The organism is Amycolatopsis albispora (assembly GCF_003312875.1).
Taxonomy (GTDB): Bacteria; Actinomycetota; Actinomycetes; order Mycobacteriales; family Pseudonocardiaceae; genus Amycolatopsis; species Amycolatopsis albispora.
The window spans coordinates 4,575,820-4,595,956 of the sequence record NZ_CP015163.1; the positions used below are offsets into that span (position 1 = coordinate 4,575,820).

Genomic DNA, 20,137 nt, shown 5'->3' on the forward strand with positions numbered 1-20,137 from the left:
GCGCCACCGCGGTTCGTTCTGGGGGTACGAACCACGTCGAGCGGGCGCGGCGCGGACCCCTGGACCGCGCCGCGCCGCCGGGCGCTCAGCCGACGACCACCACTTCCCGCTGCTGCCGCGGCTTGAAGCCACCGGCGTAGTTCTCCTCGACCGCCGCGATCTCCTCGGCGTTCGGCACGGCGTTGTCGCAGTCCACGCCACCCGTGCTGCCCGACATCAGGCTCGAGCACGGCCCCGGCTTCGCGTCGGGCAGGCCGAGGCTGTGGCCGAACTCGTGGGAGGCGATGCGGGTCAGGTTGTAGCCGTCATCGACGGCCTGCTTGCCGAACCAGATGGTCAGGTCGTCACCCGGCATGGCCGGGCCCAGCTCCGCCCGTGGCCAGCCGGGGTCGGCGACAAACGAGACGTCAGCCCGCTGACCGGCTTCGACCTTGTTGATCTGCACGTTGTCCACGTGGTCGTTCCAGACCGCGATCCCGGCGGTGATGGCCTCGGTGTATTCGGTGGCTTGGCTGTCGTCGTAGGTGATGGTGACAGCGGGCGCCTCCTCGGCCAGCGCGGCCGGACCGGCGAGCAGCGGGACCGAAAGCGCCATCGTGGCGGCGAAAACCTGCACGGAACGGCGAAGCATGGTCTCTCCTTTGTGGGTCGAGGGACCGGACCTGGAGACAACTACCACCGTGAGTGAATGCCTTACTACGGCCGATGGTCGGTAAATCTCCGCCCAATCGCCGCGGTGATGCGGTCGACGTCGCCGCGTTCGCCCGGCGGCAGCGGCGCGCCCGCCGAGGCCCGCAACCGGGCCGCCGCACCGAGCAGTCCCCGCGCGCGTCCCGGCTGGCCGAGCGCGACCCGGGCACCGGCCAACCCCTCCAACGCCAGCGCGACGGCCCGCGGATCACCGGTGCGGCGTGCCGCACCGAGCCCTTGACCGTGCAGGTCGAGCGCGGCTTCGGCGTCACCGCGTTGCTCGGCGGCGAAACCGAGTTCGGCGAGGATCAGCGCGGCGCCGTTGTCCGCTTCGAACCGGCGGTTCCAGTCCAGCCACGGCCGCAGCAGAGCCTCGGCCTCGGCGAACCGGCCACGGCGGCGTGCGGACAACGCGAGCCCGACTTCGGCGAATTCCCGGCCCGCCGGGTCGGCGTGGTCCACGGCCACCGCCCGCGCGCGTTCGTGCAGGGCGTCGGCCGCGTCGTGATCCCCTTCGAGCAGCGCGATCCGGCCCAGTTCGGACCAGCGCATCGACACCTCCGGCCACAGCGCGAGTTCTTCGGCCAGTTCGGCTCCTTCGCGGTGCCAGGCCGCCGCCGCGCGGTAGTCACCCGCGATCTCGGCGAGCCGTCCGAGCGCCGCGTTGGCCTGCACCCGGCCCCAGCGGTCGCCGGTTTCGCCGAACAACGCGCGGCTCCGCTCGGCGTCCGCGGCCGACCCCGCGAGGTCACCACGGACGTAGCGGTGCACGGCCCGCACGCTCAGCGCGGCCGCGACACCCCAGTTGTCACCGAGGTCTTCGAACTCCGCCAACGCCGTGCGGATGAGCGCCTCGCCGTCCGTCAGTTCGCCGAATCTTGTTGCGGCATAACCGAGAAACCAGCCCGCCATGGCGCGCTCACGCGGCTCGGCCAGGTTGTCGCGCAGGCCGGGCAGCGTGCCGCCGTCGACCGGTTCGCCGGTGAGCAACCGGAAACCGGCCTGCCAGGCGGGATCGACGGTGGCACGCCGTGCTTCGGTGAGCCGTCCGCGCAGGAACCAGTACCACGCCAGGGAACGGGCCAACCGCGAAGCGAAACGCGGATCGGCGAGTGCCCGGCGCAGGTTGCCGGTTTCCGCGTCGAGGCGCCGCAACCAGCGCTGCTGGTCCGGGCCGCACAGGTGCCGGGCCGCTTCCTCGGCGAACGCGGTGAAGTGGGCGGCATGCGCGTGGGCGAGGCGTGCGCGTTCGCCGGCACCGAACTGGCGCTCACCGTAGGCGGACACCGTCTCCAGCAGCCCGTACCGCGGGCCGTCGGCGGTGTGCGTGACCACCACCAGCGACCGGTCGACCAGCCGCGCCAGCAGGTCGAGCACCTCGGAAGGCCGCACCCCATCGCCGGAGCACAGCGCCTCGGCCGCGTCGAGCGAGCAGCCGTCGGCAAAAATCGAGAGCCTGCGCAACACGGCCTGTTCGGCTCCGGTCAGCAGTTCCCAGCTCCAGTCGAGCATCGCGCGCAACGTGCGCTGGCGGGCCGGTGCGTCCCGCGGGCCGCCGGTCAGCAGGGCGAACCGGTCGTCAAGGCGTTCGGCGAGTTCGACCGGGCCCAGCACGCGCACGCGGGCCGCGGCCAGTTCGATGGCGAGCGGGATGCCATCGACCCGACGGCAGATCCTGGCGACAGCATCCGCGTTGTCCTCGGAAACGACGAATCCCGGTGAGACGGCCGCCGCCCGCGCGGCGAACAACCGCACGGCACCCGCCTCATCGAGCGGCAGCACCTCCCACAGCCGTTCCCCGGAGACGCCGATCGGCTCCCGGCTGGTGGCCAGCACCCGCACGCCGGGCGCGCGCAGCACGCCGGACAGCAACGCGGCGAGTGGTTCGACCACGTGCTCGCAGTTGTCCAGCACCAGCAGCAAGCGACGGCCCCGCAACACCTCCGCGAGCCGTTCTCCCCCGTTCTGGCTGCCCAGCGCGGCAGCGATCGTGTCCACCAGATCGTCCACTTCGGACTCCCGGGGCAACCCGGCGAACTCGACCAGGCACGCTTCACCACCATCGCGCGCGACTTCGAGCGCGAGCCGGGTCTTGCCGACACCACCCGGTCCGGTCAGCGTCACGAGGCGGTGCGAGCTGAGCAGCGCGCGCACCTCGGCGACCGCCTCGTCCCGGCCGATCAGCGCGTTGGCCGGAGTCGGCAGTGGCACCACCGGCTCGGCCCGCGCGGGGACTTCCCCACGCAGCATGCGCTCGTGCAGCGCGGCGAGTTCGGCCCCCGGTTCAAGGCCGAGTTCGTCACGCAGGAGCCGCCGCAACCGGCGGTAGCCGTCGAGCGCTTCGGTCGTCCGGCCCGCACCGTGCAACGCGGCCAGGTGCGCGGCGCGGAGCCGTTCACGCAACGGGTGCTCATCGACGAGTTCCCGCAGGTCGTCGGCGAGCGCCGCGTGCTCCCCCAGTCGCAGCCTCGCTTCGGCGTAGTCCTCCCAGACGGTGAGCCGCTGCTCTTCCAGCGCCGCGGCCGCGGCACGGGCGAACGGTTCGTCGGCGAACCCGGCGAACGCCTCACCCCGCCACAGGCCGAGCGCCTCCCCGAGCGCGGCGGGGTCCGGCGCGCGGCGCGCGAGTTCGGCGAACCGGCCGCTGTCCACCGCCTCCGGCGGCACGTCCAGCAGGTACCCGGGCGGCCGATGCACCACCAGGCCGGTGCCGATCGCCCGGCGCAGGCGCGAGACCAGGGTCTGCAGCGCGCCGGCGGGATTGGCCGGGAGCGCGTTGCCCCACAGGTCGTCGACCAGCCGGTCGGCCGACACCACGCGGCCCGGCGCGACCAGCAGACGGGCCAGCAGCGCGCGGACCCTCGCCTCGGGCACCACCACGGCGTCCCCGTCCGGTGTCCACACCGCGAGCGGCCCCAGCACCCCGAAACGCATGTCCGCCACGGTAGCCGCAAGAAGATCGAAAGCGGACCGCCAGCACCCCCGGGCACCGTCGGGTCATCGGTTACGAACGAAGGGAAGATCATGAAGAAGGCAGTGGTCACCGGGGGTACGCACGGCATGGGGCTGGCGATCGTGCGCGCGCTGCTCGACCGCGGCGCCGAGGTGGTGCTCACCGGACGCGACGAGCGGAACCTGGAGCAGGCACGGACGGCGCTCAAGGGCGAGCAGGCACACGTCGTGCGGTCCGACGCGGGCAACATGGCGGACATCGCCGCGCTCGGGGACGTGGTGCGTGAGCGGCTCGGCAGCGTCGACCACCTCTTCGTCAACCACGGCATGGCGCAGTTCGCCGAACTCGCCGAGGTGACCGAAGAGGCGTGGGACCGGCATTTCGCGGTCAACACCAAGGGCGCGTTCTTCACCGTGCAGCGGCTCGCCCCGCTGCTCAACGAGGGCGGCTCGGTGGTGTTCACCACGGTCGCCAACGACGTGGTGTTCCCCGGGCTGAGCGCGTACTCGGCGTCGAAGGAGGCGATGCGCGCGTTCGCGCACGTGCTGGCGGTGGAGTTGCTGCCCAAGAAGATCCGCGTGAACAGCGTGGCCCCCGGTTACATCAAGACCCCGACCATGGGCGTGGCTGGTCTGTCCGAAGAGGAACGCCGGGAGTTCGAACGGCAGGGTGACGAGTCGACCCCGTTGCGCCGCAACGGCACCGTCGAGGAGGTCGCCAAGGCCGCGTTGTTCCTGGCCGAGGACGCGACCTTCACCACGAACGTCGAACTGGCCGTGGACGGCGGTTTCGCCCAGGGCCTCGGGCACTGATCACGAACCGGCGCGCTGGAGCCAGGTCCGCAGGGCCCACCAGGTCTGCACGGCGGTCACCACGTAGGGGTGCGAGCGGTCGTTGACGTCGATGCCCGTGAGGTCGCGCAGGCGGTCGAGGCGGTACCGGACGGTGTTGGCGTGGATGTGCAGTGCCTTCGCCGTCGCGTTGATCACGCAGCCGTGGTCGAGGAAGGCGACCGCCGTGCCGGCCATCTCCTGGTGGAACTCGTTGCCGGGATCGAGCGCGGCCAGCAGTTCGCCGACGAGCGTGGCCGCCAGTGCCGGGTGGGCGGCCAGCGCGGTTTCGGCGGCCAGGCCGACCAGCGGCCGCACGCCGCACAGCCCTCGCCGGGAAGCGACGGCGAGGGCTTCGGCGCACAACGGGTAGGTGTCGCGCAACGCCAGCAGCGGCCTGGCCGGTGACACCACCACCAGGGGCGCGGCTTCGGGCAGTACCGGGTAGTTGAGCGCGACGCCGGTCAATTGTCCTTCGGTGAAGCCGAAAACACCGCCGAAGGGGGCGAGGCGCTGTTCCAGCGACCGGGCGTCGCGCGGATCGGTGACCGCGGAAACCACGCAGTGGTACGGCCGGTCCGGGTGCAGCCCGGCCCGGCCGAGTTCCTCCGGGACCGGCAGGCGTTCACCGGACAGCAGCAGCCTGCGCAGCACCTGCGTGCTGAAATCCCGTGCGGTACGGGAAAGTTCGAGTTCGGCGGTGTGGTAACCGCTGACGATGTGCCGCTGGATCGCGCCGACGTAGTGGTCCAGATCGACGATGAACTCCAGGATCGTGGCGTCGTCGACCCCCATCGAGCGGGCGAACTCCACCCCGGCTCGGGTCACCTCGGCGCGGCCGGCGTGCACCCCGCGCAGCAGGTCGACGATCGGCACGCCCTGCGCCGCGCGATCGGCGCCGAGCGCGAAGGCGGCCGAGAAGTCGCCGGACTCGTGCTCGTCCCCGCGTTCGAGGTGGGCGACGGCTTCGAGCAGCAGGGTGGCGATGTGCCTGCGGTTCTCCGCGACCGGCAGCCGCGCCACCTCGGGTGAGTTCTCGCGGGCGGCGTCGACCACCCTGGCGACCACCTCCGGATCGGTCGCCAGCGCACGCACCACCCCCACCACGATGGCGCTCGTCCGCTCGTCCACGCGACACCTCCGCGAGCCGTTGTGGACGGGCCACAGCGGCGGCGGCCAAGTTTGGCGGCGAGAGCCTATCTTCGCCGCGCACGGGCTGCTTCCCTGTCCCTACTGGACGGTAACAGTGCCGATGGAGGACCCGACGATGAGTTCGCCGCACAACCGGAACGTCAGCCGCCGCGGAGTACTGACCAGAGGTGGTGCGCTCGCCGCGGGCACGGCACTGAGCAGCCTCGGCTTCGGTTCGGCCGCCTTCGCCGCCGGCACGCCCAGAGCGGACGCCGACGCGATCGTGGTCGGCTCCGGCCTGGCCGGGCTGGTGGCGACTTCGGAGCTGGCCGCGGCGGGCAGGCGGGTCCTGCTCCTCGACCAGGAACCGGAGGCCAGCCTCGGCGGCCAGGCGTTCTGGTCGCTGGGCGGCCTGTTCTTCGTCAACTCCCCCGAGCAGCGGACCGCCGGGATCAAGGACTCGCTGGAGCTGGCGCGGGCCGACTGGTTCAACAACGCCGGGTTCGACCGCGGGGTGACCGACCCGCTCGGCGAGGACTACTGGGCGGCGAAGTGGGCCGAGGCCTACCTGCAGTTCGCCGCCGACGAGAAGCGCAAGTGGCTGTACGGGCTGGGCGTGCGCTGGGTGCCGATCGTCGGCTGGGCCGAGCGCGGTGGCCAGCTCGCCGACGGCCCCGGCAACTCGGTGCCGCGCTTCCACCTCACCCTCGGCACCGGGCCGGGCGTGATGGAGCCGTTCGAGAAGAAGGTGCGCGAGGCCGCCGCGAAGGGCAGCGTCACCTTCAAGTTCCGGCACCAGGTCGACGCGTTGATCACCACCAACGGCGCGGTCACCGGCGTGCGCGGCAGCCTGCTGGAGCCGAGCAGCGCGGCCCGCGGCACGCCCAGTTCACGCACCAAGATCGGCGAGTTCGAGCTGTCCGCGCCGATCGTGGTGGTGACCTCCGGCGGGATCGGCGGCAACCAGGACCTGGTCCGCCGGAACTGGCCCGCCCGGCTGGGCGAACCACCGTCGCGCATGATCACCGGCGTGCCCGCGCACGTGGACGGGCGCATGCTCGCCATCAGCGAGATGGCCGGGGCGCGGCTGGTCAACCGCGACCGCATGTGGCACTACACCGAGGGCATGGCGAACCACAGCCCGATCTGGCCGGAGCACGGCATCCGCGTGCTGGCCGCGCCGTCGTCGATGTGGTTCGACGCCACCGGCCGCCGGTTCCCGAATCCCGGCGTGCCCAGCTACGACACGCTCGGCACGCTGGAGCTGATCATGCGCTCCGGCCACGACTACTCGTGGTTCCTGCTCAACAAGCGGATCATCGACAAGGAGTTCGTGCTGTCGGGTTCCGAGCAGAACCCGGAGCTGACGCGCAAGGACCTGCTCGGTTACCTGGCGAGCCGCCTGCTCAACGACACGCCGCCGCCGGTGAAGGCGTTCATGGACAAGGGCGAGGACTTCGTCATCTCGAACAACCTGCCGGACCTGGTGGCCGGCATGAACCAGCTGACCGGCGACAACCTGATCGAGCTGGAGCCGCTGCGGCGGCAGATCACCGCGCGGGACCTGCAGGTGGACAACGGGTACACCAAGGACAGCCAGATCATGGGCATCCGGAACTCGCTCGACTACGTCGGCGACAGCCTGGCCAGAACCGTGCCGCTGCACCGGATCCTCGATCCGGCGGCGGGGCCGCTGATCGCGATCCGGATGAACATCCTGACCCGCAAGACGCTCGGCGGCCTGCAGACCGATCTCGCCGGGCGGGTGCTGAACGCGGCGGGACAGCCGATCAAGGGGTGGTACGCGGCGGGTGAGGTCGCCGGGTTCGGCGGTGGCGGGGTGCACGGGTACCGGGCGCTGGAAGGCACCTTCCTGGGCGGGTGCCTGTTCTCGGGGCGGGAAGCGGGACGGGCGGCCGCCGCCGAAACCGCCTCCTGACCGGGAGGCCATGTCACGAATGTGGCTTTCGAGACGCCAAACGTCTCGAAAGCCACTCAGTGTCAGGGTTGGTGTGGCCGCTCGTGGTGGGCGGTTAGGGTCCGGTCTTGATCGCGTGGTGACTCTGAAAGCCACTGCCGTTGCTGGCTTGCGAACGAATTGTCCAGCGTGATCAAGGTCCGGGCCTGGCTGGCCTGACTTGATAGAAGCGTGGGCATACGCCATCAACCTCGACTGAGGTGTGTCCGACCAGCCCGGCCCGGAAAAGACGCATGTTCTCCGGCTAGGGAAGGAACACACGCGGTGTCCATGGTGGTCATTGGCATCGATCCGCACAAGTCCAGCCACACCGCGGTCGCGGTCGATCAGACCGGCCGCCGCCTGGGGCAGAAAACCGTGACCGCCGACCCCGACGGGCTGCTGCGGCTGCGGTCCTGGGCCACCCAGTTCGGCACCGGGCCGCGCTGGGCGGTCGAAGACGGCCGCGGCGTGGCCGGGCGACTGGTCCGCACCCTGATCGGCACCGGCGCCACCGTGGTCTGGGTCCCACCCAAACTGATGGCCGCCTGCCGCGCCAGCGCCCGCACCCGCGGCAAATCCGACCCGATCGACGCCCTGGCCATCGCCCGCGCCGCCCTGCGCGAACCCGACCTGCCCACCGCACACCTGGACCAGACCGCCCTGGACCTGCGCCTGCTCTCCGACCGGCGCGAACACCTGGTCAACCGCCGCACCGCCAGCATCAACCAACTGCGCTGGCACCTGCACGACCTCGACCCCGCCCTGGACCAGACCCACCCCCGCCTGACCGGGCCCCGCGCCCAGCACACCCTCACCACCGCCCTGTCCACCCTGCCCGCCAGCGTCCGCCGCGACCTCGCCCTGGACCTGCTCACCGAGATCACCACCCTGACCCAGCAGATCACCCAGCTCGAACACCAACTCCGCACCCGAGTCCAGCCCCTGGCCCCCACCCTGCTGGCCATCACCGGCGTCAGCACCGTCCTCGCCGCGAAAATCATCGGCGAAACCGCCGGCATCACCCGCTTCCGCTCACCCGCCGCCTACGCCATGCACACCGGCACCGCACCCATCCCCACCTGGACAGCCAACAAACCCCACTACCGCCTCAACCGCGGCGGCAACCGCCAACTCAACACCTGCCTCCACCGCATCGCCATCACCCAACTCACCCACCACCCACCCGCCCGCACCTACCGCGACAACTGGACCAAACACCACCCCCACGCCACCACCAAAGCCGCCCTCCGCGCCCTCAAACGCCACCTCGCCAACACCATCTACCGAGCACTCACCACCGACCTCACTTGACATAGAAGCTTCATTCGTGACACCGGACAGGTCTAGGCGTGGGCGGCGACCGGGGTGGCGGTGGGTTCGCCGGAGCGGTCGTCGTAGCTGGGGCGCTTCAGCAGGGCCAGCATGCACCCCAGCGTCAACAGCACCTGGAACACCGCGAAAACGATCACCGCGGTGATCGAGCCGGTGAGGTTCAGCAGGAACTGGCCCACGATCGGCGTGGTGCCCCCGAGCAGCGTGCCGCACAGCTGGTAGCACAGCGAGATCCCGGTGTACCGCACCTGCGCGGGGAACCGGCTCGCCAGCATGCCCGCGAGCGCCGCGTAGTAGAGGCAGTGCGGCACCGTCGCGACCACCACGCCGATCATCGCGGCGGTGTAGTCACCCGAACCGATCAGCAGGAACATCAGCGGCATCAGCACCAGCTCGGGCAGCAGCATCACGCAGACCGCGCGCCGCCAGCTGCTCATCTTCGTGGCGATCACCGCGCCCCACGGCTGCACCAGGATCTGCGTGACGTTGGCGACCAGGATGATGGTCAGGAACGAGCTGCGCGTGAAGCCGATGTCCGCCGTCGCCCAGGACAGCGCGAAGGTCGACTTGAAGTAGGTGGCCGACAGCCCGATGGTGCAGGCGCCGATGCCGAGCACGATCAGCATCGGGTGGTTGCGGACCACCTCGGTCAGCGGCAGCTTCGCCACCTTCTTGGCCTCGATCAGCCCGGCCATGGCCGGCGATTCGGTGACCTTCAGGCGGATGAACAGCCCGACCACCACCAGCAACGCCGAGGCCAGGAACGGGATCCGCCAGCCCCAGCTGACGAACGCCTCGTCCGGCAGCTGGCTGATGGCGAGAAAGCTGACCGTGCTCAGCGTGTTGCCCACCGGCGAGCCCTGCTGCGCGAACGCGCCGTACAGGATCGACTTGCCCTTGGGCGCGTGCTCGGAGGCGATCAGCACCGACCCGCCCCATTCCCCGCCGAGGCCGATGCCCTGCACCATCCGGATGAGCACCAGCAGGATGGGCGCGGCCACGCCGATCGTGGCGTACCCGGGCAGCACGCCGATCAGCGTGGTCGAGATGCCCATCAGCAGCAGTGTGAAAACAAGCGTCTTCTTGCGCCCGACCCGGTCGCCGATGTGCCCGAAGATGATGCCGCCGAGCGGCCGGGCGAGGAACCCGACCCAGAAGGTGGCGAACGCGACCAGCGTGCCCAGCGCCCCGTCGAGCTCGGGGAAGAAGACCTTGTCGAACACCAGCGCGGACGCGGTGCCGTAGATGTAGAAGTCGAACCATTCGATGGTCGAGCCGATGAACGCCCCGATGCCCGCGCGCTTCGCGGTGGCGTTCGCCCCGCGCTCGGTCGCCGCACCCATGCCGTCTCCTTGGATCGCCGTTGTCCCAGGGGAACGGCGACCCCCGGCGCCCACGTCCCCGTGCTGGCCGGAACGATGCCAGCCACCACCGAGACACGTCCAATACCGAATGGGCTAGGCAGTGATAGCCCATACGTCTCAATCCACGCGAGGCGTGGGCAGCGCCTCCTCGGCGACCGCGAGCACGGTCCGCAGCGCGGCGGACGGGTTGTCGGCGCGCCAGGCCAGCGCGGCCTGCAACCTCATCCCCTTCCCGGCGAGCCGCCGGTACACCAGGCCGGTCTGCTGGATGTGCTGGCACGAGGTCAGGGTCAGCGTCACGCCCACACCCGCGGCCACCAGCGCCAGGATGGTGTACGAATCCGGCGCCTCCTGGACCACCTTCGGGGTGAACCCGCCCTCGGCGCAGGCACGGACGGTGGCTTCGCGCACGGTGGACCCGGCGTTCGCGGGAAAGCTGACGAACACCTCGGAGGCCAGTTCCTCGATCGGGATGCGCCGCCGCCTGGCCAGCCGGTGGTCCGAGGGCAGCGCGCAGATCAGTTCCTCCTCGTCGATCACCCTGGCCCGCACCCCGGGCTGGGTCACCGGGAGGCGCACAAAACCGAGGTCGAGCGAGCCGTCGGCCACCCGGTCGAGCGCCACGTTGGCGTAGGTCTGCCCGCGCATCACCAGTTCGAGCCCGGGGTGCGCGGCCCGGACCGCCCTGGTCAGCAGCGGCAGCGACTCGTGGCTCGACGCGCCGGCGAAGCCGACGGTGACCCGGCCGAACTCACCGCGTCCGGCCGCCTTCGCCGCGCGCGTGGCCAGGTCGAGGTCGTCGAGCACGGTCCGGACCGGCCCGAGAAAGGACTCCCCCGCGCTGGTCAGGCGCACCGACCGCGTGTTGCGCTCGAACAGCTCGACGCCGAGTTCCCGTTCGAGCTGGCGGATCTGCTGGCTCAGCGGCGGCTGCGCCATCTGCAGCCGCTTCGCCGCGCGGCCGAAGTGCAGTTCCTCGGCCACCGCCAGGAAGGCGTTCAGATGACGAAGTTCCATGCCGCACTCCCATTGATCCGAGCTGAGTCTCAATCTGAGGTTAATTCGGTATTGGACTCTGCTCAATGCCGCCTGGCACGGTGGGGCGGTGACCGACAAGACCACCACGATGGCCGACGCCGTCGCCGCCTTCGTGCACGACGGCGACACCGTCTCGCTCGAAGGGTTCACGCACCTCATCCCGACGGCGGCGGGGCACGAGATCATCCGGCAGGGCCGCCGCGGCCTGACCGTGGTCCGGATGACCGCGGACATCGTCGTGGACCAGATGCTGGCGGGCGGCTGCGTGCGCAAGCTGGTGTCCTCGTTCGTCGGCAACTCCTCGGCGGGCTCGCTCGGCGAACTGCGGCGGCGAATCGAACGCGCCGACCCCGAACCGCTGGAGTTCGAGGAGTACAGCCACTACGGCATGATCTGCCGCTACCTCGCGGGCGCGCAGCGGCTGCCGTTCTACCCGCTGCGCTCGTACGCGGGCAGCGACCTGCCGTCGGTCAATCCCGGCATCCGCAAGGTGCGCTCGCCCTACGACGAGGACGACCAGGTGTACGTGGTGCCGCCGATCCACCCCGACGTGGCGATCGTGCACGCCCAGCGCGCGGACCGCGCCGGGAACACGCAGGTCTGGGGTCTGACCGGCATCCAGGCCGAAGCCGTGTACGCGGCGAAGAAGGCCGTCGTGGTGGTCGAGGAGGTCGTCGACGACGAGGTGATCCGCCGCGACCCCAACCGCACGCTCATCCCGGCGCACGCGGTCGACGCCGTGGTGGCCTGCCCGCGTGGCGCCCACCCGTCCTTCGCGCAGGGCTACTACGACCGGGACAACCAGTTCTACCGCGGCTGGTCGGCGATCAGCGCGGATCCGGCGCGCCTGCGCGACTGGCTGGCGGAGTGGGTGCTCGGCACCCGCGACCACGCCGAGTACGTGGCGAAGCTGGGTGAGCGGTACTGGGCGGAGCTGGCCGTTGACGAAGCGCTCAGCCTGCCGGTGAACTACGGGCGGCGACGGTGACGGGAGAACACACGATGGACACGACCTCCTCCGAGCTGCTCTCGGTGGTCGCCTCCCGGGAGTTGGCCGGGAAGCACACGGTTTTCGCCGGGATCGGCCTGCCCACGCTGGCCGCGTCGCTCGCCCACCTCACCGTCGCGCCGGACCTGGAGATCGTCTACGAGTCCGGGGTCTGCGGCGCGCACCCCTCGCACCTGCCGGAAACGATCGCCGACGCCGTGCTGATCACCGGCGCCGAAGCGGTGTTGCCGATGCCCGCGTTGTTCGGCAACGTGCTGCAGGGCGGGCACATCGACGTGGGTTTCCTCGGCGCCGCGCAGATCGACCGGTGGGGCAACCTGAACTCGTCGGTGATCGGCGACTGGGCCAAGCCCGCGGTGCGCCTGCCCGGACCCGGCGGCGCGATGGAGGTGATGGCCAACTCCGGCGAGGTCTTCGTGGTGATGCGCCGTCACGATCGAAGGTCCTTTGTGGACCAGCTGGACTTCTGCACCTCCCCCGGCCCGGACCGCGCGCTGGCCGACGGCATCCGGCCGCTGGGCGCCGGCGTCACCCGGGTGATCACCGAACTCGGCATTCTCGCGCGTGCCGGGGCGGGCGAGCCGCTCCGGCTGGTCGCCGTCCACCCCGGCGTTTCGGCCGACCAGGTGCGCGCGGCCACCGGCTGGGACCTGGACGTCGCGGACGACCTGACCACCATCGAACCCCCGGGCGAGGCCGAACTCCGGCGGCTGCGCGAAGAAGTCGACCCGGAGCGGGTTTACCTGCGCTGAGGAGCGAGCATGCGGATCAGGATCATCGGCACCGGCGTGATGGGCCGCGGCATCGCGCAGTGGGCGGCGACCGCCGGGCACATCGCCGAACTCGCCGACGCCAGGCCCGAGGCGGTCGGTGAGGCCGTCGAGTTCGTCGGGCAGCTGCTCGACCGCGCGGTCACCAAGGGACGCATGACGGCCGCCGAGGCGGAGGCGGTGCGCGGCAGGCTGGTGCCGCTGGACTCGGTGTCGGCTCCCGGCGACCAGGGCGACCAGGTGGACCTGGTGATCGAGGCCGTCCGCGAGGACCTGGACACCAAGGCGGAGCTGTTCACCGCGCTGGAAAAGGTGCTGCCGCCCAGCACGATCTTCGCCACGAACACCTCCTCGATCCCGGTCACCCGGATCGCCGCGAAGCTGGCCGATCCGTCGAGGCTGGCCGGGCTGCACTTCTTCAACCCGGTGCCGTTGATGAAGATCGTCGAGGTGGTGCCGGGTGCGGCGACCCGCGCCGACATTCCCGGCACGCTGGCCGAGCTGGTGCGCGCGTCCGGCCACCGCGCGGTGGTGGTCGCCGACACCCCCGGCTTCCTGGTCAACCACGCGGGCCGCGGGCTGGTCACCGAGGCGTTCGCGTTGCTGGAGGACGCGGTCGCGGAGCCGGTGGTGCTCGACCGGATCGCGCGCGACGTGCTCGGCCTGCGGATGGGCCCGTTCGAGCTGATGGACCTGACCGGCCTCGACGTGACGGCCGCGGTGATGGAGTCGATCTGGACCGGGTTCCGGTATGCCGACCGGCTGCGGCCGTCCTTTCTCACGCCGAACCGGGTGGCCGCCGGGCTGCTCGGCCGCAAGAGCGGACGCGGGTTCTACGACCACAGCGCCGAACCGCCCGCCGAGGCACCGATCGCCGCCGCCGAGTGTCCACTGTGGATAGCCGGATCCGGGCCGGACGCCGACGCCCTGCGCGCGGCCCTGCCGGAGACGCCGAATCATCCCGAAGCCGTGATGCTCGTGCCGACCTGGGGCACCACGGTGTCCGCGGCCATCGCCGAGCACGGGCTGCCCGCCGAGCGCACTTTCGGCGTGGACCCGCTGTCGCTGAACACCCGTCGCCGCGTGCTGGCGGTGACCCCCGCGTCGGACCCGGCCGCGGTCCGGGCCGCCACCGGGGCGCTCGCCGTGCACGCGGACGCGGTGTCGGTGGTGCGTGACACGCCCGGCTCGGTCGCGCAACGCCTGCTCGCGTCGATCGTCTCCGTCGCCGCGTCGATCGCGGAACGGGCGCTGGCCACGCCCGACGACATCGACCTGGCCGTCACCACCGCGCTCGGTTACCCGGCCGGTCCGCTCGCCTGGGGTGACCGCATCGGCGTCGGCAGGCTGCTGGACCTCCAGGAACGACTGCACGAGCACACCGGCGACCCGCGTTACCGGCCGACGCGCTGGCTGCGCGAACGCGCCGAGCTGGGCCTGCCGCTGACCGCACCCGCCTACCCGCTGGAGAAGGGCACACCATGATTTCACCGGAGTTCGGCCTGACCGAGACGCAGCGCGACATCCGCGCCATGGCCGCACGCTTCGTCGACGAGGAGATCGTGCCGAACGCACGGGAGTGGGACCGCGCCGAGCAGGTCGATCGCGGCATCGTGAAACGCCTGGGGGAACTGGGTTTCCTCGGCCTGATGGTGCCGGAGTCCTACGGCGGGGTGGACGCGGACATGCTGTCCTACGTGCTGGTGACCGAGGAACTCGGGCGCGGTGACTCCGCGGTGCGCGGGATCGTGTCGGTGTCGCTCGGGCTGGTCACCAAAACCATCGTCACGCACGGCACGGACGAGCAGCGCGCGCAGTGGCTGCCCCGGCTGGTCAGCGGGGACGCGCTCGGCTGCTTCGCGCTCACCGAGCCCGGCACCGGCTCCGACGCGGCGTCGGTCAGCACCCGCGCCACCCGCGACGGCGGTGACTGGCTGCTCGACGGCGGCAAGATGTTCATCACCAACGGCACCTGGGCGCAGGTGGCGCTGACCTTCGCCCGCACCAGCGAGCGCGGGCTCACCGCGTTCCTGGTGCCCACCGACTCGCCCGGCCTGTCGATCAGGGAGATCCACGGCAAGCTCGGCCTCCGCGGTCAGGCCACCGCGGAGCTGAGCTTCGACTCCGTGCGCGTGCCCGACTCCGCGCGGCTGGGCGAGGTGGACCGCGGGCTGGGCATCGCGCTCGGCGCGCTGTCCCGCGGCCGGGTCTCGGTGGCCGCGGGCGCGGTCGGGCTGGCGCAGGCCGCGGTGGACGCGGCCGTGCGCTACTCCACCGAACGCACCCAGTTCGGCCGGCCGATCGCGTCCTTCCAACTGGTGCAGGAACTGCTCGCGAATTCCACTGTGGACGTACGTGCGTCCCGGCTGCTCACCCACCACGTGGCGCGGATCGCGGACGCCGGGGTGTCGCCCAAGGACTACGCGACCGACGCGTCCATCGCGAAGTACCACGCGAGCGAGACCGCGGTGCGCGTCAGCAACAACTGCCTCCAGGTCTTCGGCGGGTACGGGTTCATCGACGAGTTCCCGGTGGGCAAGTACCTCCGTGACGCGCGGGTGCTGACCCTGTACGAAGGCACCAGCCAGGTGCAGAAGCTGCTGATCGGCCGCGATCTCACCGGGATCAACGCACTGACGTGAGACCAAGGCCGCGCCTCCCGATCTCGTTCAGGTCCTCCGGCCGGAACCGGTCGGGCCAGTCGCGTTCGTAGTGCTCGCCGGGGAAATCGCTGGGGCTGGCCCCGGTGCGGAAGGCTTCGCGGACGGCGGCGGCGTAGGTCTCGTTGCGCGGGCACCACGGCGCGGCGGGGATGTACATGACGTTGCCCCAGCCACGCTGGTTGGTCACCGGCGCGACGCTGTGGATCAGGTCGCAGTGCCACCAGACCGAATCCCCGGCACGCACGTCGGGAATACCGGTCAGCGCCCGCATCAGCAGCGGGTGCCACCGCTCGTTCGCCGGGAAGACCTGGTTAACGGTGACGCCGCACATGTCGTCTTCGGGCACGTCCGGCAGCAGCGGGCGCAGCATCAGGTAGGCCATCGCGCCCGGGATCGGCACGGTGTGCAGCACGCCCTGGTCGTGGTCCATGTCGGACAGCGCGGTCCAGCCCTGGAAGGTGCGGAAGGCCGAGCACATGGTGCTGCCGGGGTACTGCGGCCCGGCGGTGCGGTGCGCGGCGTCCCACGGGTCGTACGACTCGACGCTGCCGTCGAACAGGTGGCGGAACGCCCGCTGGTACGACTCGGTCATCCAGAGGTCGAGCGTGCCGGGATCGAGGTGCGTGCCGAGGCCGCCGGAGTCGGCACCCTCGGGCCGCCGGCGGATCCGGTCCGGGTACAGCGAATCGCGGCCCGGCTCGAACCAGCGCACGCCGTCGGACTCGTGCTTCCACTGGCCGTTGAGGAAGGCCTGCACCCGCGCCATCCGCTCGCTCTGCCTGGCCTGCATCTGCGGAGGTGACCAGTAGATCGGGTAGATCTCGGGCTTGGAGCCGACGCTGCCGAAGAAGTCGTCGCCGGGGCCGCGGTAGTTCTCGAAGAACCCGTTGCCCTCCACGTAGTCGACGATCTCGCGGTCCCAGGTCAGCGCCTGCTCGCGGTCGAAATGCCCGCGCACGACCAGGCAACCGCGCCGCCGCAGCTTGGCCAGCTCGGCGGCGGGCACGGTGCCCGCGGCGATGTCGGCGTAGTCGATGACCGGCCAGACCTGTTCACCGCGCGCCTTGGCGGCGTCGATTTCCGCCACCTCTTCGCCGATCTTGGCCTCCACCACGGCAAAAACCTCTTCGACGCCGCGTCCGGACGCGGCGATGCTGGCCCGCAGGGCGGCTTTGATCTCGCGGATCGCGGCAGGCAGCTCGGCGGGCGGCTGCTCCCAGTGCGGCAGTCCGGTCACCACGGCACCTCTTTCAAGGAAGGGTTCCTTACTTGAAGACACGCTACCCCTGCCGCGGTTTCCAGGCAAGGCCCTTTACTAGAATGGGCGCGTGGACCCCGCCAAACCGTCGCTGGCGCTGGTGCGCGCGGTGACCGACGAGCAGGTGCTCCGGGCACTGATCCGCCACCGCCGGCTGACGCGTGCCGAGTTGGCCGCCGACATCGGCATTTCCAAGCCCACCGCGGGGGAAAGCGTGCGGCGGCTGGCCGAACGCGGGCTGGTGGTGGACACCGGTGAGCACACCCCCGGCGGCCGTGGGCGGGGCCGGGTCGGCTCGTACTACGCGCTGTCGGTCAACATCGGCTCGGCGATGGCGGTCAGCATCGCGCCGGAGGGCGTGGTCGCCGAGGGCGTCGACGTCTACGGCACCACGGTCGTGCGAGACCACCAGGAACTCGGCAGACCTGCGCGGCAGTCACAGGTGGCCGCCGCGCTCCGGGACGCCGCCACCGAGGTGGCCCTCACCAGGCCGGTGCGGCTGGCCGTGGTCAGCGCGGCCGATCCGGTCGACCGCGCCACCGGCAGGCTGGTGCACCTGCCCGACGCGCCGTTCCTGGTCGGCGACCTGGACCCGGTGACGATACTGGCGCCGTACGTGGTCGGCCGGGTACTCGTCGACAACGACGTGAACTGGGCCGCCAAGGCGGAACGGGACCACGCCGGGCCGGATTTTGCCTACCTGCACCTTGGGGAAGGTCTCGGCGCGGCCGTCGTCAGCGACGGTGAGGTCCGGCGCGGGAGCACCGGGCTGGCCGGCGAAGTCGCCTACTTGCTGACCACCGGGCCGTCCGGGGAAGCCGTGCGGTTCATCGACCTGTTCGCCCAGCTCGAGCTGCGGCAGCCCGGCTCGACCGCGATCGACGTCGAGCGGCTGCTGGAGCGCTGCGCCGACGCGGACACCCGGCGCGTCCTGGGCCAGGCGGTCGGCGGGGTGATCGCCGCGCTGGCCGCCATCTGCGATCCGGACCGCGTCATCGTCGGCGGCTCGTGGGGCCCGGAACTCCTGGACGACATCCCGTCCCCGATGCCGCGGCAACCCGTGCTCCAGGCCGCCACGCAAACCACCGAACCCGGCTTGACCGGCGCACGCGCCGAGGCGCTTTCACTGCTGGCCGAGGCCATCGCCACCGGTTAACCGCTCGAGCACCGCCACCGGCGGCGGCATCGCGGCGATCTCGGCCGCCAGTACGCCCGCCGCCGCTCGATAGGCCGGATTTCTTCGCACCCGGCCAAGAGCGGCTCGAACCGCGTCCGGTGACGGTTCGGCGACCACCCCGGCACCCGCGTCGGCGACCTGGGCCGCCGTGTCGAACTGGTCGGTGGCCAGCGGAGTGAGCACGAGGGGCTTGCCGTGCGCGAGCGCGCCGAGAACGGTGCCCGCGCCCGCGTGGCAGACCACCACTTCGGCGTGCGGCAGCACCCGTTCCTGCGGCAGGAAGTGCGTGATCCGGACGTGGCCGGGCTGGGTGCCGAAGCGGTCGAGGTCGCCGTCGCGGCCGATGGTGGCGACAACGTCCACCCCGGCGTCGCGCACCCCTCCGATCATGGCTTCGAGCACGCCCGGCTTGGTGTTGTGCGCCGTGCCCGCGGTGACGTAGACAACCGGCGCGGGGTATGGCCGCTCCCCCTCGACCGGGAGCATTCCGTCGGGACGCACGGGCCAGCGATTCGGCAGGTCCCATTCGACTCCTGCCGGGCGCAGTCCGCCGGGCCAGATGTCGAGGTACGGCACGTTGTCGCGACTGGGCAAGCCGCCCGGCTCGAAGCGGCGCACCAGTTCGTCGACCACCGCCCAGCCGCCCGCCATCACCGCGGCGGACTTCGGCGGGCCGATCGCGTGCACGGCGAACGGCACGCCGGTCACCACCGCGGCGGCCACCGCGGCGAACTCCCCGCTGGCCGCGACCACCAGTTCCGGCCGCCAGTCGCGGAAGAACGCCAGCATGTCGTCGAGCCTTCCGCCCGCGCCCGCTTCCGCCATCACGGTGACCACGAAGGCCAGCTTTTCCTCGGCGGACATCACGGCGAGTTCGGCGGGCGAATACCGGCCCCACGGCTGGGGACCGGCCGCCGCCGCGCCCACCGCGACACCGTGCAGGCCCGCAGCCTCCAGGTGGCCGACCGCGCCGGGGCCGGTGACAAAAACCGTTGCGTGGCCCAGATCGCGTGCCGCCGTGGCAAGCGGCAGCAGCGGCGCGATGTGGCTGTACCCGGCACCCGCGGAGAAGAGCAGACGCATCATCACACCGTAGCGGCGGCGGCGTGCAATGAATGTGGCTTTCCTTGCGCCAGCCGCTATGAAAGCCACATTCATTGCACGAGGCTCGGGTCAGGGGCGGTTTCGTTTTCCGTCCAGCCAGAGGGTGTCGGATTCGTCGCGGTGTGGGCCGCTGCTTCCGACGTGCTTCGCGCTGATCTTCGGGCCTTTCTTGATCACGTGCACCAGTGCCATCGCGTGCCCGCGGCCGAGGCCGTGGTCCTGCTTGAGCCAGTCGACGATCACCCCCGCCTTGGTGCCCGGATCGTCGAACCCGCGCTCGGCCGCCAGCGCGAGGAACTCACGCGGCGTCAGCCCGGTCTTGTCCTCGATCGCGTCGAGATAAGCCTGGAAGGACATCAGAACCTCCGGAAGGTCGCGCCGGCTTCGGCGTCGTCGAGGAATTCCTGCTGGATGCGGGGTGAGGCGTGGATGCACATCATCTTCAGCGGCTCCGGCCCGACCGCGCGGAACGCGTGCGGGGTACCGGCGCTGACCACCACCACATCACCCTCGGTGACCGTCGCCTCGCCGTCGGCGCTGCGGATGAGCGCGCTGCCCGCGAGCACCACCCAGGTCTCCGAGTACGGGTGCACGTGGACGCCCGGCCCCTGCCCCTCGGTGTTGTGCACGTGGAAGAACGAGATGCCGGACCCGTAGGCCTCCCCCTCGAACCTCGCGGTGCGCCCGCTGCCGATGCGGAGGTCGTCCTCCTTGGCGATGACCAGCATTTCCGTGCTCCGTTCCCGCTGTTGTGGTGATGGGCACCATCCTGCGGCCGGCACCGCGGCCCGGGCATCCGTGCTGACCACGGAACCGGCCACGGAGATCGAGCACGGACACCCGTTCGGGCAGACTGTG

Annotated in this window: 17 protein-coding genes; 8 read left to right on the top strand and 9 right to left on the bottom strand. The window is 71.2% G+C overall.

All coding sequences use genetic code 11. The annotated features are described in order from the left end of the window. Positions 1–85: 85 nt before the first annotated feature. Positions 86–631 (bottom strand): snapalysin family zinc-dependent metalloprotease, encoded by a 546-nt coding sequence (locus A4R43_RS21470; RefSeq protein WP_113693978.1) that lies wholly within the window; start codon positions 629–631, stop codon positions 86–88. 65 nt (positions 632–696) lie between these two features. After that, positions 697–3,624 (bottom strand): AfsR/SARP family transcriptional regulator, encoded by a 2,928-nt coding sequence (locus A4R43_RS21475; protein WP_113693979.1) that lies wholly within the window; start codon positions 3,622–3,624, stop codon positions 697–699. 90 nt (positions 3,625–3,714) lie between these two features. Here A4R43_RS21475 and A4R43_RS21480 point away from each other — a divergent pair, with 90 nt between their 5' ends. Further along, entirely contained in the window at positions 3,715–4,455 is a 741-nt protein-coding gene (locus A4R43_RS21480; protein ID WP_113693980.1) for an SDR family oxidoreductase, read from the top strand. On the opposite strand, the gene A4R43_RS21485 is transcribed toward A4R43_RS21480, so the two are convergent. Further along, a complete protein-coding gene (locus A4R43_RS21485) occupies positions 4,456–5,604 on the bottom strand; it encodes a helix-turn-helix domain-containing protein (RefSeq protein ID WP_113693981.1) in 1,149 nt (382 codons plus the stop codon). A gap of 136 nt (positions 5,605–5,740) precedes the next feature. Between A4R43_RS21485 and A4R43_RS21490 the strand changes: the two genes are divergently transcribed. Next, positions 5,741–7,543, top strand: coding sequence for an FAD-binding dehydrogenase (locus A4R43_RS21490; RefSeq protein WP_205215057.1), 1,803 nt, complete (start codon positions 5,741–5,743; stop codon positions 7,541–7,543). Positions 7,544–7,852: 309 nt separating this feature from the next. Beyond that, positions 7,853–8,875: an IS110 family RNA-guided transposase gene (locus A4R43_RS21495; protein ID WP_113693096.1), complete on the top strand. Its 1,023-nt coding sequence runs from the start codon at positions 7,853–7,855 to the stop codon at positions 8,873–8,875. A gap of 32 nt (positions 8,876–8,907) precedes the next feature. Here the strand turns inward: A4R43_RS21495 and A4R43_RS21500 are convergent, their stop codons facing one another. Further along, the gene (locus A4R43_RS21500) at positions 8,908–10,239 is read right to left on the bottom strand and encodes an MFS transporter (protein WP_113693983.1); all 1,332 of its coding nucleotides are present in this window, start codon (positions 10,237–10,239) and stop codon (positions 8,908–8,910) included. 138 nt (positions 10,240–10,377) lie between these two features. Then, complete coding sequence (locus tag A4R43_RS21505) at positions 10,378–11,277, bottom strand: LysR substrate-binding domain-containing protein (RefSeq protein WP_113693984.1); 900 nt, start codon at positions 11,275–11,277, stop codon at positions 10,378–10,380. Positions 11,278–11,386: 109 nt separating this feature from the next. On the opposite strand from A4R43_RS21505, the gene A4R43_RS21510 reads away from it, so the two are divergent. From A4R43_RS21510 to A4R43_RS21525, 4 genes are read left to right on the top strand one after another with little or no spacing between them, the layout of a single operon-like run. After that, positions 11,387–12,286: a CoA transferase subunit A gene (locus tag A4R43_RS21510; protein WP_113697782.1), complete on the top strand. Its 900-nt coding sequence runs from the start codon at positions 11,387–11,389 to the stop codon at positions 12,284–12,286. 14 nt (positions 12,287–12,300) lie between these two features. After that, on the top strand, positions 12,301–13,059 hold the full coding sequence (locus A4R43_RS21515; protein WP_113693985.1) for a CoA-transferase subunit beta: 759 nt from the start codon (positions 12,301–12,303) through the stop codon (positions 13,057–13,059). A 9-nt stretch (positions 13,060–13,068) separates the two neighbouring features. Further along, positions 13,069–14,562 carry a 3-hydroxyacyl-CoA dehydrogenase gene (locus tag A4R43_RS21520; RefSeq protein ID WP_113693986.1) on the top strand — a complete coding sequence of 498 codons (1,494 nt, stop codon included), beginning with the start codon at positions 13,069–13,071 and terminating at the stop codon, positions 14,560–14,562. Further along, positions 14,559–15,719: an acyl-CoA dehydrogenase family protein gene (locus A4R43_RS21525; RefSeq protein ID WP_113693987.1), complete on the top strand. Its 1,161-nt coding sequence runs from the start codon at positions 14,559–14,561 to the stop codon at positions 15,717–15,719. The genes A4R43_RS21520 and A4R43_RS21525 overlap by 4 nt, the downstream gene beginning before the upstream one ends. Here A4R43_RS21525 and A4R43_RS21530 read toward each other — a convergent pair. Then, positions 15,703–16,977 (bottom strand): DUF1479 domain-containing protein, encoded by a 1,275-nt coding sequence (locus tag A4R43_RS21530; protein ID WP_113697783.1) that lies wholly within the window; start codon positions 16,975–16,977, stop codon positions 15,703–15,705. The genes A4R43_RS21525 and A4R43_RS21530 overlap by 17 nt on opposite strands. A gap of 91 nt (positions 16,978–17,068) precedes the next feature. Between A4R43_RS21530 and A4R43_RS21535 the strand changes: the two genes are divergently transcribed. After that, complete coding sequence (locus tag A4R43_RS21535; protein WP_113693988.1) at positions 17,069–18,154, top strand: ROK family transcriptional regulator; 1,086 nt, start codon at positions 17,069–17,071, stop codon at positions 18,152–18,154. On the opposite strand, the gene A4R43_RS21540 is transcribed toward A4R43_RS21535, so the two are convergent. The 3 genes from A4R43_RS21540 to A4R43_RS21550 form a co-directional block, all read right to left on the bottom strand. Beyond that, entirely contained in the window at positions 18,122–19,261 is a 1,140-nt protein-coding gene (locus tag A4R43_RS21540) for a glycosyltransferase (protein WP_236808174.1), read from the bottom strand. The genes A4R43_RS21535 and A4R43_RS21540 overlap by 33 nt on opposite strands. Positions 19,262–19,348: 87 nt before the next feature. Beyond that, positions 19,349–19,636 (bottom strand): DUF4287 domain-containing protein, encoded by a 288-nt coding sequence (locus tag A4R43_RS21545; protein ID WP_113693989.1) that lies wholly within the window; start codon positions 19,634–19,636, stop codon positions 19,349–19,351. Further along, positions 19,636–20,007 (bottom strand): cupin domain-containing protein, encoded by a 372-nt coding sequence (locus A4R43_RS21550; protein WP_113697785.1) that lies wholly within the window; start codon positions 20,005–20,007, stop codon positions 19,636–19,638. The genes A4R43_RS21545 and A4R43_RS21550 overlap by 1 nt, the downstream gene beginning before the upstream one ends. Positions 20,008–20,137 lie beyond the last annotated feature (130 nt).